The sequence below is a fragment of the Neisseria sp. HMSC31F04 genome, assembly GCF_001807735.1.
GTDB classification, from domain to species: Bacteria; Pseudomonadota; Gammaproteobacteria; order Burkholderiales; family Neisseriaceae; genus Neisseria; species Neisseria elongata.
Map to the genome: position 1 here is coordinate 14,845 of NZ_KV790796.1, position 14,030 is coordinate 28,874.

A 14,030-nucleotide genomic window follows, 5' to 3' on the forward strand; every position below is an offset into this window, starting at 1 on the left:
GGCCGTCTGAAAAACATTTTCAGACGGCCTTTCCTAATACAAGACTGTAAAGCCTTATTTCACACGCATATCGCCGGTTTCAACAAACCGCTGATGCCACGACAAAGCCTCGTTCAGCAAATGCGGAGTGTGCAGGCCGCCTGCTTTTTCCGCACGGGCATAGTAGTCGCGCAATTGGTCACGATAGTCGGGATGCGAACAGTTTTCGATAATCAGTTTGGCACGTTCGCGCGGAGATTTGCCGCGCAAGTCGGCCAAGCCCTGCTCGGTTACCAACACCATCACGTCGTGCTCTGTGTGGTCGTGGTGGGAAACCATGGGCACGATACAGGAAATCGCACCGCCTTTGGCCACCGACGGCGAAACGAAGAACGACAGATAGGAGTTGCGCGCGAAATCACCCGAACCGCCGATACCGTTCATCATCTTCGTACCCATGATATGGGTAGAATTTACGTTGCCGTAAATGTCGGCCTCAATCATGGCGTTCATACCGATAATGCCGAGGCGGCGGATCAATTCGGGATTATTGGTGATTTCCTGCGGCCGCAGGATGATTTTGCTGCGTAAAAAATCGATGTTTTCATTGAAACGGTCGAGTGCGTCCGGGCTGAACGACAATGCGGTTGCCGAAGCGGACAACATTTTTCCGCTCAGAATCAAATCCAACATCCCGTCTTGCAACACTTCGGTAAAACCGGTCAGATTGTCGAACGGGCCGTCCTGCAAGCCGGCCAGCACAGCGTTTGCCACATTGCCGACACCGGACTGCAAAGGCAGCAGGTTTTTCGGCAGCCTGCCCATTTTGACTTCGTGCGAAAAGAAATCGATGATTTGTGCGGCAATGCTTTTCGACATCTCGTCCGGCTCGGCAAACTTGCTGTTGCGGTCGGACGCATCCGTCAGAACGATACCGGCGATTTTTTCCAAATCGCAGTGCATATAAGGCGTGGCGATACGGCCGCCCGCTTCGGTCAGCGGGATAGGTTTGCGGAACGGAGCCAAGCCGACGCTGTCGTAAATATCGGCCATCCCCTCCAATTTTTCATTTTGGCGGGCATTCACTTCCAAAATAACTTTTTTCGCTTTCTGCAGCCAAGTTACATTGGTTCCGACACCGAGGGAGGGAATCAGCTTGCCGTCTTCGGTAATGCCGGCCACTTCAATAACGGCCACGTCCATTTCACCGAAAAAGCCCGCGCGAACCTGTTGTTCGATATGCGACAGATGGACATCCATATAGGCGGCGTCGCCCGCATTGATTTGATTACGCAAAGTGGGGTCGGATTGGAACGGGCTGCGGAATTCGATGGCGTTTGCACGCGCCAGCACACCGTCGCACTCGTCCGCGGTAGACGCACCGGTAATCATACGGATTTTGAAAGCCTCTCCTTTGGCATGCACGGCTTCCGCTTTAGCCGCTACCGCACCCGGCACGGCTTTGGGATAACCCGCCCCGGTAAAACCGCTGATGCCGACGGTCATACCGTTTTGAATAAATTCGGCCGCCTGCTCGGCGGAAATGATTTTTTGGCGCAAACCCTCGTGGCGCACGCGTCCTGCCGCATCGCTCATATGATTCTCCTTCGAATAAAACACCTTACAACAAGGCTGCAATTGAACAGTCCGGCCGAAACCCAAGCCGGTCGGACGGAATATATAGTAAAGGCCGTATAGTGTAAAGTTTCCTTCCCGCCTTGCGAAATTCCGCATCCTCGCATTAAAAAACGCAAAAATATGCCGAACGGCGAAACAACATTTTCAGACGGCCTTCCCTTTGCCTCCCAAGCTTGTATAATCCGCTCCTTGTTTTACCGTTCCTTACAGAGAGCCATTATGAAACAAACTTTGAAACTCAGCCTGACCGCACTGGCCGCCGCATGCGCGCTGGCCGCCTGCAAACAGGAAACCTCCACTCCGGCGACATCCGCCGCTTCGGGCTCGGCCGCCAACACCGCCGCTTCTGCCGCCGCCAAAGACGCTTCGGCATTGGGCACGCCCGAACAGCAGGCCAGCTACGCGATGGGCATCGACATCGGCCGCAGCTTCAAGAAAATGAAAGAGCAAGGTACGGCCATCGACGTCAAACTCTTCACGCAAGCCATCGAAGACGTTGTGTCCGGCAAAGAAACCCGCATCAGCGAGCAGCAGGCCAACGAAATCATGATGGCCTTCCTGCAGAAAGAACAAGCCAAGGCACAGGCTGCCGCCGATAAAGATTCGCAAGCCGAATTGGCCAAAGCGCAAGCCTTCCTGAAAGAAAACGCCACCAAAGAAGGCGTGAAAACCACCGCCTCCGGCCTGCAATACAAAGTCATCAAAGAAGGTACCGGCAAAAATCCGAAACCCGACTGGATGGTGAGCGTAATTTATACCGGCAAACTGACCGACGGCACTGTGTTCGACAGCAATGCCGAAGCCAAAGAACCGATGGCCTTCCCGCTGCCCGTCATGATCAAAGGCTGGCAGGAAGCCCTGCCGATGATGAAGGAAGGTGCGGAATACACTCTCTACATCCCGCCCGAACTGGGTTATGGCAACGCACCTCCGCCCAACTCAAAAATCCCGAAAAACGCCGTGCTGATTTTCGACGTCAAACTGGCCGCCACAGGCGAAATGCCGAAAGACGCCATGGTCGGTCTGCCGCAAGGTCAATAATCAGGCCGTCTGAAACGGTGCAGGCAATCACAGGCAATCAACGATACCGTGCCGCCTTTCCGTTTCAAATATTTACGGCATTGATAAGGCCGTCTGAAAACCACCGCTTCCCTGAAGCGAAACTTTTCAGACGGCCTCAACACACCTAAAACCATAACATGAAACACACAATTACCCTATCACCCGACAACGAAACCTTTGAAGCCGACGACGGCGAAAGCATCTTGGCTGCCGCGCGCCGCCAAGGATTCAACCTACCCCACTCCTGCCAAAACGGTATCTGCGGCCAGTGCAAAGCCGAAATCGCCGCCGGAGAATTCGAACAGGGCGAACACGCGGAACAAGCCCTTCCCGCCGAAGAACTGGCCCAAAACAAAATCCTAATGTGCTGCTGCTATCCGCGCGGCGACATCCGACTCAACGTTCCCGGCTACAACAGCAGCAAAATGCCGCCCGTCAAAACCCTGCCCGCACGCGTCGCTTCAGTGGAATACCTGCACGACACCGCCATCCTCAAACTCGACATGCCGAAAAAACCGCCGTTCGTCTTCCTCGCCGGCCAATACATAGACATCCTGTTGAAAGACGGACACACCCGTAGCTACTCCCTCGCCGGCAGCCCCTCGCAGGCAGAGCAGCTCGAACTGCACATCCGCAAACGCGAAGGCGGCATGTTCAGCGGCATGTTGTTCGGCAACGACCCGCTGATTAAAGAGAAAACCATCATGCGCGTACGCGGCCCGATGGGGACGTTTACCCTGAACGAAGAAGAGACGCAGCCGATTATCCTATTGGCCACCGGCACCGGTTTCGCCCCGATCCAAAGCATCCTGCTCCGCTTAATCGAACAACAATCGCAGCGGCAGATTCACCTTTATTGGGGCGGCCGCAACGAAGCCGAACTGTATTACGCCGAACAAGCCGCCGAACTGACAGGCCGTCTGAAAAACGGCTCCTTCACGCCCGTACTCTCGCGTGCGGACGAAAACTGGAACGGCGCGCGGGGGTATGTCCAACAACAGGTGTTGCGCGACCATCCCGACCTGTCCGCCCATCAGGTATACGCCTGCGGCTCGCCGGCCATGATTACCGATGCGCAGGAAATACTGACGGGGCAAGGCCGTCTGAAAAACGACGCCTTCTTCTCCGACGCTTTTTCCCCCGCCCAATAGGTACGAACGGAAAATAAAAAATCGGCACCGCCGTGCCGAAAAAACCGCGCTGTTTGCGGAAGCAGACCTTACGTCGCCGACGATGCAGCTGAAACGCCAGTTATGGACTGCAGGGCGGGTAAAATCCGCTTCTGCAAACAGCGCGGAATGAAAATTGTATAAACCTAATCACAGGCCGTCTGAAAAGACGGTTTGTTTTTTTCAGACGGCCTGACGGTTCGGATTAAAACTGCATCTGCAAACGCAACCAAGCCGTGCGGCCGGGCTCGTTTACGCGAGTGGTCTGCGTTCCGGCAGAAGGATCGCCGCCTTTGCTGACAAATTCGGCATAGGTTTTGTTGAACACGTTGTCCACGCCGCCTTGCAGGGTGGCGAATTTGGCGATGCGCCAGCCGGCATTGAGCGACAGTATGCCGAATCCGGCGGATGCGCCGACGTCTTGGCCGACAATATTACCTTGGCCGACGGCATAGCGTTTTTGCGCTGCCGCCACGCGCCAGAGCGCGCCCGCGCTGAATTTGCCGTTATCCCACGCCAGAGAGTTGTTCCACTCCAGAGGCGGGGTTTGCGCCAACGGACGGCTGTCGGTGCGGTTTTTGCCGCGCGTGTAGGCCAGGTTGCTGCCGATTTCCCAGTTGGGGGCGAATTTCCATTTGATTTCGGCTTCGCCGCCGACGCGGTTGGCATCGATATTGCGGACGCTGGCCATCATGCCGCGTCTTTCGAGCAGGATGAAGTCGTTGATGCGACTGCCGAATACGGATACGGAAGCCTGTACGTTTTCGTTTTTCCAAATGATGCCCGCATCAAGCTGGCGGTTTTGCTCGGGACGAACGATTTTGTTTTCGGAATGCAGGCGTTCCCAGTAGTCCGGCCCACGCTCTGCAATGCCGAAACCGGCGTAATATTTCAGGTTGCCGGCGGTTTGTTCCCAACGCAGGAAGCCGGAATTCAGATTGTATTTCTGATGTTTCAATACGGGGTCGGTAACGCGGTTGGTGTCGTAATGCGCTTTGACCTGGTCGTGGCGCAGGCCGGCTACCCATTTTTGGTTTTCGTTACGCTGCCATGCGGCTTCGGCAAACATACCCCATTGCTTGAAGCTCTGGTTTGGCATGAACGGTTTGTGGCGGTAACCGTCGCCGCCGCGTTCCATACGCGCAACGTGCACGTCATCCAAATAATCTATGCCTGTTTGCAGATTAACCGTATCCCAGTCAAAGGTGGCTTTCAGATGGCCTGTATCGGTGTTGCGTTTGGGGTTGTTGGCGTTTTTAATCTGCATGCCGTGCGGATTGCGGATGGTGCGCAGGCTGTAGGTGTCCATAACGTGGTCGATTTCGCTTTGACCGTAGCGCAGTTCGAGTTCGCTGAACCAAGGCGTGATGCTGCGTTGGCTGAAGCGGATGTTCCAAGCGTCGCGGTCGAATTTGCTGCCGTCCATCATACGGTCGGCGTAGGCGACTTTCGCGCGGCTGCGTTCGTATGTGCCGGCGATGGTGGTGTTTTCGGTCGGCGTGATGCCGACTTGCAGCATTTGGCTGTCGCGCTTGAAGTTGGAATGAACGTGGTGGCCGGCACCGTCTTTATAGTCGTCCGCTTCGTTGTGCGAAATATTGGTGCGGACGTAAGCGTATTTGCCGCCGAATTCCGCTTCGAGCGAACCGTCGCGGCGGCCGTGGCTGCCGACTGTGGCGGACGTGTTTATATTGTAGGGTTTTTCAGTAAAATCAGGATTTTTGCGGACAAATTGAACGGAACCGCTCACCAAGCCCATGCCCTGCGTAACGGTTTGCGGGCCTTTGGTTACAATCACTTCGTCAAAACTGTTGGGATGGATGTACGCGGTCGGCGGGTCCATACGCATACCGCAGCCGCCGTAAATAAACTGATCGTCCGCATTGACGGACAGGCGCGAACCGCCCAAGCCGCGGAACAGCGGGTCGCCCGAGCTGCCGCCTTTGCGGATGATGCTCATATTGGGCACGGACTGGAGCAAGTCCGCACCGTCGCCGGCCGGCATGGGCTGGATGGTGGCTTTCGGGTTGAATTTGACCGTATTGGCCTTTTGCTGCTGCGTGCCGGTAACGACCACGGGCGCAAGTGCGGAATTTTGTTCGACAGGTTCATCGGCTGCCCAAACTTGGGTTAGGGCCAGCGTCAATGGCAGGAGTAAGAAGTGTTGGCGTTTCATAAGGAAATTAACTCCATTGTGATTTGTTATATTGAAATATTTCGGGTCTAAATCGCAAATTAAGTTTTTGCAATCAGTATGATTGCATCAATCAGTGATACGGAATAACATACGGGAATTTCCTGTTTTTTAAATTCTTTTGCCTATTTTTGATTTAACTCAATATTTCTTAACTTGCCCAAATCCGTCATCAGGCCGTCTTAAAACACATCGAAATATTTTCAGACGGCCTGATGAAAAATCTAAAAAACGTTTCCTTCCCCGAATACCGCAGGCAAATCCCATGTCCGGCCCGATATGCCGTTTGACAAACTATGGCCTGAAATTGAAGGCCGTCTGAAAAAGCAGCATGACTCCCGGCTTCCTTTTCAGACGGCCGATTGTGTTATTTGAAGATGCCAAAAAGCAGGTATACCGTTAAAATGCCGCCTGTCTTTATCCGCTACGGAAGTTTGATTTTATGACTACTCTCACCATCGCCTTGAGCGGCGGCGACCGCCAACCTTTGGAACTTATCGGCAAAATGGCCAACCGGCACGGCTTGATTGCCGGCGCGACCGGTACGGGCAAAACGGTTACGCTGCGCAAAATGGCGGAAAGTTTCAGCAATATCGGCGTGCCTGTGTTTCTGGTTGACGTAAAAGGCGATTTGTCCGGCATATGCCGTGCCGGGGACGGTGCGGGCAAGGTCGGCGAACGGATGGCGGAATTCGGTTTGGACGGCGCAGACTATCTGCAAGGCTTTCCCGTGCGCTTTTGGGACGTATTCGGCGAAACGGGCATCCCCGTGCGCGTTACCGTATCCGAAATGGGGCCGATGCTGCTCTCGCGCCTGATGAATTTGAACGACACCCAGGAAGGCCTGCTCAACCTGGTATTCAAGGTTGCCGACGATAAAGGCTGGCATCTGATTGATTTGAAAGACCTGCGCGGAATGCTGCAATATGTGGCCGACCACGCCAAAGAATACCGCACCCAATACGGCAACGTTTCCGCCGCCAGCGTCGGCGCGATTCAGCGGCAGTTGCTGGTATTGGAGAAAGAAGGCGCGGAACAGTTTTTCGGCGAACCCGAACTGAACCTGCAGGACTGGCTGCAAAGCGAGGGCGGAAAAGGCGTCATCAACATCCTGAATTCGGAAAAACTGATGCGCTCCCCGCGCATGTACAGCGCGTTTTTGCTGTGGTTTCTGGCCGAACTGTTTGAAACCCTGCCCGAAGTCGGCGATGCCGACAAACCCAAATTCGTCATGTTCTTCGACGAAGCGCATTTAATGTTCGACAACGCCGCACCGGCCTTGGTAGAACAAGTCGAACAAGTGGTACGCCTCATCCGCTCCAAAGGCGTGGGCGTATATTTCGTTACCCAAAACCCGCTTGACCTGCCCGACAGCATCCTCGGCCAGCTCGGCAACCGCGTGCAGCACGCCCTGCGCGCATTCACCCCGCGTGACCAAAAAGCGGTAAAGGCCGCCGCCGAAACCTTCCGCAGCAATCCGAAGCTGAACGTGGCCGAAGCCATTATCGAACTGGGCGTGGGCGAGGCTTTGGTATCCTTCCTCGATGAAAAAGGCATGCCCGGCATCGTGGAACGCGCCTTCGTCCTGCCGCCGCAATCGCAGCTTGCCCCGCTGGCTGCCGAAGAGCGCGGCAGCCTGTTCCAAAACGACATCCTCTACCGCCACTATAAAGACGCGGTGGACAATTTCTCCGCCTACGAAGCCCTGCAGCAGCTTGTGGCGGAACAAACGCAGGCTGAGCAGGCCGCCGGCACGGAAAAAACCGCACAACAGGCGCAAGCACAGGCCGAAGCGGCGCAACCGGCCAAACCCGGACTGGCAGAAGGCTTCCTCGGCGGACTGTTCGGCGGGCGGAAAAAGGCCAACCAAGGGCTGGGCTACAACGTTGCCGACAGCATCGGCAGCCAAATCAACCGCCAAGTCACCAACGCCATTTCGCGCAGTGTGATGGGCGTAATCAAAAACATGTTGAAATAAACGGCAGGCCGTCTGAAAACCCGTTACCCGGTTTTCAGACGGCCTCAAATGGAAAAAAATATGAGAAACGACGACTTCAACACCCTCTTCGAAGGCGAAGACTTCCAAAAAATGCTGGCAATGATGAGCGAGGAAGAACGTGCCGAATTCAAACGAGAATCGCAGCAACTGTTTGCCGAAGTATCCGAAATATTTGCCGCCTTCGACAACCGCACCATCCATGAAAAACTGACCCCCGACATCTTGGCGCAAACGCCCGACGAAGAGCTGGTACTGACCGTATTCGACACCCTGGCCGTGCAGGCACCCGAAGGCATGGGCGAAGAAGCATACCTGCAAACGCTCTCCCCCGCCCGCCGCGCCGTTTACGCGCTGTACATTCTGGCCGGAGAAGTGGACAACGGCGGTTTCAACCAATATTACTACAACACCGGCGCCGAAGCCGCCGCCTACCTGCCCGAAGCCTGCGAACTCGTCGGCGCGCCCAAATATGCCGACCTCGTACGCCGCGCCAACGCCTGTTACGAACACGAAAAACTGGCCGACCGCCAAGACGGTTCGCTGGAAGGTTTCTGCGCCTCGTATGAAAACAACCCGCTCGAAGCCTACGACGACGAATTCTACCTGCTGGAAAACTGCCAACCTCTGGACGGCCTGCTGGTACGTTTCATCCGCGAAAATCCCGAAGCGTTTACTGACTGACGAAAACGCCGCCCAAGGCTGGGTTTACATGAACGTACAACCCCGCCTCATTTTTCAGACGGCCTTTTGCAGCAAGAGGCCGTCTGAAAACACAACCGCCCAACCCAACCGAGGAAAAAATCCCCATGCCGCACCATTTGGTTTTACAGCGTCCCGACATCGGGCGTTGCGACCTGTCCTTTCTCCCCTCTTTGCCGACAAGGCCGTCTGAAAACGAAAACGGCAGCATCCTGCGCTTTGAAGTGCCGGAAAACTTTGCCCTGCCGCCCGAAGCCGCCGCCGAACTGGACAAGCTGAAAATCGACCACGCCGTATTGCCCGCCATCCCGTTCTCCGACCTCGGACTGATTGTCAGCGACATGGACTCGACACTGATTACCATAGAATGCGTGGACGAAATTGCCGCCGGAGTCGGACTGAAAGAACAAGTGGCTGCGATTACCGAACAATCCATGCGCGGCGAATTGGACTTCGAACAATCACTGCGCAAACGCGTCGGCCTGTTGGCCGGATTGCCGGAAAGCGTGCTGCAAGAAGTGTACGACCAAGTGTTGAAACTGTCGCCCGGCGCGGAACACCTCTTGAGCGAATGCAAAAAATACGGCGTGAAATTCATGCTGGTATCGGGCGGCTTCACCTTTTTCACCGACCGCCTGCAAACCCGCCTCTGCCTCGACTACACCCATGCCAACCTGCTCGACACCGACAACGGCCGCCTGACAGGCCGTCTGAACGGCCGCATCATCGACGCACAAGCCAAAGCCAACCTGCTGCGCGAATACCGTACCAAACTCGGTTTGCGCCACGGGCAGGTTCTGGCCGTGGGCGACGGAGCCAACGACATCCCCATGCTGACAGAAGCCGGGTTCGGCATCGCCTACCATGCCAAGCCCAAAGCCCGTCAGGCTGCCGACATATGCATCAACCACAACGGCCTGGAAGCCATACGCGGCTGTTTTTTATAGAGGATTCCGTTCAAACCGAAGCGGGGAACACACCTTGCCCGCCGGAACGGAAACCGGCATATCGGGCCGCCCCCAAACCCTTCCCTGCCGCCTTTCGGCAGGCGGGAGATTTCAGTATAATCCCCGCTTTTTGCCGACGGGGGCTTGTTTTCCCCCTTAAGCGGCACTATTTAGCGAAAATCCGATTTCGAGCCTGAAAGCCAAAGTGCTATTGCAGGCTGTTTCCAAACGGCGGGGCGCACCACACGCTGCAAGACAGGCAGAATTCCGAATATCCGCCCGCCCGCCGCATTATCCGAAAATACCGAGACCACAATGAGTAATCCGCAAGACTACGAAGAACAAGAAGACGACAACCGCCCGCTGACCGCAGAGGAACAGCGCGCCCGCCTGCGCCAGCTGATTCTGCAGGGCAAAGACCGCGGCTACATCACTTACGCCGAAATCAACGATGCCCTGCCGGACGACATGTCCGACGCTGAACAGATTGACAACATCGTCAACATGATTCAGGGTTTGGGTATTCAAGTAACCGAAGAAGCCCCCGATGCCGACAGCCTGCTGATGAACGACAGCGGCACCGGCATGACCGACGACGACGCGGTAGAAGAAGCGGAGGCCGCCCTTTCCAACGCCGATTCCGAATTCGGCCGCACCACCGACCCCGTGCGCATGTATATGCGCGAAATGGGGCAGGTGGAACTCCTGACGCGCGAAGACGAAATCATCATCGCCAAAAAAATCGAAAACGCCCTGAAAAACATGATTCAGGCCATTTCGGCCTGTCCGGGTTCGATTGCGGAAATCCTCGAATTGATTGAAAAAATCCGCAACGACGAAATCAAAGTAGACGAAGTGGTCGAAGCGATTATCGACCCGAACGAAGTGCTGCTTAACGAACTGGGCCTGGGTCATTTGGAAACCGTACCGCCCGGCGCACGTCCCGGCGACAACGCCGAAGAAGAGTCTGAAAACGACGAAGATGAAGACGGCGAAGGCGATGCCGCCGATATGGGAGGCGTCAATCTGGAAGAATTGAAACGCGAAGTGCTGGAGCATTTTGCCGTTATCAAAGACAGTTACGGCCTGATGGTCGAGGCTTTGAATGCCAACGACAGCAACCATCCCGAATACCTGAAACACCGCGATGCGATTGCCCACAAACTGCTGGAAGTCCGCTTTGCCACCCGTCAGATTGAAAGTCTGAGCAACAGCCTGCGGCAGAAAGTGGACAACATCCGCAAACTGGAGCGCGAAATCCGCGACATCTGCCTCGACCGCGTCCAAATGGACCGCGACTACTTCATCAGCCAATTCCTGCCGAACATCACCGATTTGACTTGGCTGGAAAACGAAATTGCCAAACGCCGCGTATGGGCGAACGCCTTAGAGCGTTTCCAACACGCCATCCTGGAAAAACAGTCCGAAGTGGCGGAAATGGAAAAAACGGCGCAGATTTCTATCGAAGAACTGAAGGAAATCAATAAAAACATGCAAAGCAGCGAACGGGAAACCGCGCGTGCGAAAGAGGAAATGATACAGGCAAACCTGCGCCTGGTGATTTCCATCGCCAAAAAATACACCAACCGCGGCTTGCAGTTCCTTGATTTGATTCAGGAAGGCAACATCGGCCTGATGAAGGCGGTCGATAAATTCGAATACCGCCGCGGCTACAAATTCTCCACCTACGCGACATGGTGGATCCGTCAGGCAATCACCCGCTCGATTGCCGACCAGGCGCGCACCATCCGCATCCCGGTTCACATGATTGAAACCATCAACAAAATGAACCGCATATCCCGCCAATACCTGCAGGAAACCGGAGAAGACCCCGATTCCGCCAAACTGGCCGAGCTGATGGAAATGCCGGAAGACAAAATCCGCAAAATCATGAAAATCGCCAAAGAGCCGATTTCGATGGAAACCCCGATCGGCGACGACGACGATTCGCACTTGGGCGACTTCATCGAAGACGTGAACAACGTCGCACCGGCGGATGCGGCCATGTATTCCAGCCTGCGCGAAGTTACCGCCGACGTACTGGAAAGCCTGACCCCGCGCGAAGCCAAGGTACTGCGTATGCGTTTCGGCATCGACATGAACACCGACCACACGCTGGAAGAAGTCGGCAAGCAGTTTGACGTAACCCGCGAACGTATCCGCCAAATCGAAGCCAAAGCCCTGCGCAAACTGCGTCATCCGACCCGTAGCGACAGATTGAAAAGCTTCCTGGACAGCGAAGACAACAAATAGCCGTTTCACAGCAAGAGGCCGTCTGAAAAACCGTTTTCAGACGGCCTCTTTATCATCGGAACATCAAACACCATCCAAACCCAAACACACAGCCGCAGTTTGTATGGCCAGCCATGGCATTGCCGTTCGGTTTACCCATCCATCGCAAAACTGCAACCAATCATCCCAACTCAGAAACACTTTTCAGACGGCCTCCCCGAGAGGCTGCCTACGTTTAATTTTCGGGGCTGTCCTAGATAACAAGGGAAATTCAATTCAAGTTAGAATTATCTCCATGAGAAGAAGTCGCCTAAGCCAGTATAAACAAAATAAGCTCATCGAATTATTCGTTGCAGGCGTTACCACCAGAACGGCAGCCCAATTGGTCGGCTTCAACAAAAATACCGCAGCTTATTATTTCCACCGGCTGCGTCTGCTTATATTTCACAGCAGCCCGCATTTGGAAATGTTTGACGGTGAAGTAGAAGCAGATGAAAGCTACTTTGGCGGGGGCATCGAAAAGGCAGACGGGGGCGCGGTGCAGCAGGGAAGGTCGCCGTATTCGGGCTTTTAAAGCGCAACGGCAAGGTTTATACCGTTGCCGTACCCAATACGCAAACGGCCGCCTTGCTGCCTATTATCCGTGAGCAGGTAAAGCCTGACAGCATCGTTTATACAGATTGTCATAAGAGCTATGATGTGCCGGATGTCAGTGAGTTTAGCCACTTGCGCATCAACCACAGCACACACTTTGCCGAAAGGCAAAACCACATCAATGGGATAGAGAACTTTTGGAATCAGGCAAAACGTCATTTGCGCAAGTTTAACGGCATTCCCAAAGAGCATTTTGAGCTGTATCTGAAGGAGTGCGAATGGCGTTTTAACAACAGTGAAATAAAAGTTCAAGTCTCTATTTTAAAACAACTAGGTAAAGCACGATTTGTCCTAGTTATCTAGGACAGCCCCAAGATTTTTTCATTTTATATTCCTGTGTTTGAATAGAAGATGTATTGAAAAATGTAAAGCTAGTTATTGCCAACATTTTGCTTTACTAATTAATGTATAAATTTGCAAAGATATACCATTCGAGATAATATATTTATTAACGCACATCCCTTATCAATACCAATTCTTATGATTTAAGACCGTTTATCGGAATAAATTCCCAATTTTAATTACATTTGACTATAAGGAGGCTGTGAATGTCTGTCAATGACAAAATCCGTGCTTTGCGTGAGTTGAACATATGAATTTATATGGAAAAACAGCTGTAAAAGCCGTAGAGCTATTCGCTTATACACACGATATTAAAAAAGCATGGACGGAAGGAGTTCAAGAGTTTACTAACAGTCATTCAGCTAGAGTGAAAGGATGTCCTAAAAATACCTTTTTTGGGCTGTGCTACGCGGGACAAATAAAAGGAATTTCTATTCAACCACCACAAGGGAGAAAATCTAAAAATGCAGAATATGCAATTCTTGCCATTCATTTATTAAAAAAAGATATGTCTTGGGCAAATAAAAAAGCTGAACTTTGGGCAGAAATTCAAAAAATCATTGGAGAAGAAAAGAAACATAATAGCCAACTTGATGTGGTTATCGCATTATGGAATGAAGGACTCATCCAATAACGGGGTTTGAAACCACACTATCAAAACATTACAAAAAAAGACCGCACTTTTTGTAAGGGGCTGTACTAGATTAGCCCTAAATTCCACACCACTCCCGCAGGATTTTTAGCTGCGGGACGGTGTGCCGAAGTTAAACCGAAATTCGCATTCTTTCAAGAACAGCGGGAAAGATTTGCGATCGATTCCGTTGTATTTTAGCAAGACGCGTTTTGCCTGATTCCAAAAATTCTCAATGCCGTTAATGTGGTTCTGGCGGTCTGCAAATTCCTTGGAATGGTTGATGCGGTGATGGGTAAAACCGCTTACGCCCACCTTATCATAGCTGCTCAGGCTATCCGTGTAAACAATACTGTCCGGCATGATTTTCTTCTTGATGACAGGGAGTAACGTTTCAGACTTGGCATTATCCACCACAACGGTATAGACCCGTCCGTTGCATTTCAGGATGTCAAAGACAACCACTTTTCCTGCCGCACCGCGA

9 protein-coding genes and 2 pseudogenes are annotated in these 14,030 nt (G+C 53.4%); 8 read left to right on the plus strand and 3 right to left on the minus strand.

The genetic code is table 11. The features are described 5' to 3' along the window. Positions 1 to 54 precede the first annotated feature (54 nt). Positions 55 to 1,575 (minus strand): acetyl-CoA hydrolase/transferase family protein, encoded by a 1,521-nt coding sequence (locus HMPREF3107_RS05210; protein ID WP_070454123.1) that lies wholly within the window; start codon positions 1,573 to 1,575, stop codon positions 55 to 57. Between the two features lie 261 nt (positions 1,576 to 1,836). On the opposite strand from HMPREF3107_RS05210, the gene HMPREF3107_RS05215 reads away from it, so the two are divergent. Beyond that, entirely contained in the window at positions 1,837 to 2,658 is an 822-nt protein-coding gene (locus HMPREF3107_RS05215; RefSeq protein WP_070454124.1) for an FKBP-type peptidyl-prolyl cis-trans isomerase, read from the plus strand. Between the two features lie 158 nt (positions 2,659 to 2,816). Next, positions 2,817 to 3,830 (plus strand): 2Fe-2S iron-sulfur cluster-binding protein, encoded by a 1,014-nt coding sequence (locus tag HMPREF3107_RS05220; protein WP_070454125.1) that lies wholly within the window; start codon positions 2,817 to 2,819, stop codon positions 3,828 to 3,830. Positions 3,831 to 4,053: 223 nt separating this feature from the next. On the opposite strand, the gene HMPREF3107_RS05225 is transcribed toward HMPREF3107_RS05220, so the two are convergent. After that, on the minus strand, positions 4,054 to 6,024 hold the full coding sequence (locus tag HMPREF3107_RS05225; RefSeq protein WP_070454126.1) for a TonB-dependent copper receptor: 1,971 nt from the start codon (positions 6,022 to 6,024) through the stop codon (positions 4,054 to 4,056). A 460-nt stretch (positions 6,025 to 6,484) separates the two neighbouring features. On the opposite strand from HMPREF3107_RS05225, the gene HMPREF3107_RS05230 reads away from it, so the two are divergent. The 6 genes and pseudogenes from HMPREF3107_RS05230 (at position 6,485) to HMPREF3107_RS05255 (ending at position 13,549) form a co-directional block, all read left to right on the plus strand. Further along, a complete protein-coding gene (locus HMPREF3107_RS05230) occupies positions 6,485 to 8,020 on the plus strand; it encodes a helicase HerA-like domain-containing protein (RefSeq protein ID WP_070454127.1) in 1,536 nt (511 codons plus the stop codon). Positions 8,021 to 8,080: 60 nt separating this feature from the next. Continuing rightward, a complete protein-coding gene (locus HMPREF3107_RS05235; RefSeq protein ID WP_070454165.1) occupies positions 8,081 to 8,722 on the plus strand; it encodes a DMP19 family protein in 642 nt (213 codons plus the stop codon). Between the two features lie 125 nt (positions 8,723 to 8,847). Beyond that, positions 8,848 to 9,687, plus strand: coding sequence for a phosphoserine phosphatase SerB (gene serB / locus HMPREF3107_RS05240; RefSeq protein WP_070454128.1), 840 nt, complete (start codon positions 8,848 to 8,850; stop codon positions 9,685 to 9,687). A gap of 315 nt (positions 9,688 to 10,002) precedes the next feature. Next, positions 10,003 to 11,940, plus strand: a complete 1,938-nt coding sequence (gene rpoD / locus HMPREF3107_RS05245; protein WP_070454129.1) for an RNA polymerase sigma factor RpoD — start codon at positions 10,003 to 10,005, stop codon at positions 11,938 to 11,940. Positions 11,941 to 12,214: 274 nt separating this feature from the next. Then, a pseudogene (locus HMPREF3107_RS05250) lies at positions 12,215 to 12,876 on the plus strand (IS1595 family transposase). A gap of 289 nt (positions 12,877 to 13,165) precedes the next feature. Further along, positions 13,166 to 13,549, plus strand: coding sequence for a DUF6979 family protein (locus HMPREF3107_RS05255; protein ID WP_070454130.1), 384 nt, complete (start codon positions 13,166 to 13,168; stop codon positions 13,547 to 13,549). A 76-nt stretch (positions 13,550 to 13,625) separates the two neighbouring features. On the opposite strand, the pseudogene HMPREF3107_RS05260 reads toward HMPREF3107_RS05255, so the two are convergent. Continuing rightward, positions 13,626 to 14,030: pseudogene (locus HMPREF3107_RS05260) on the minus strand (IS1595 family transposase); the annotation flags it as partial.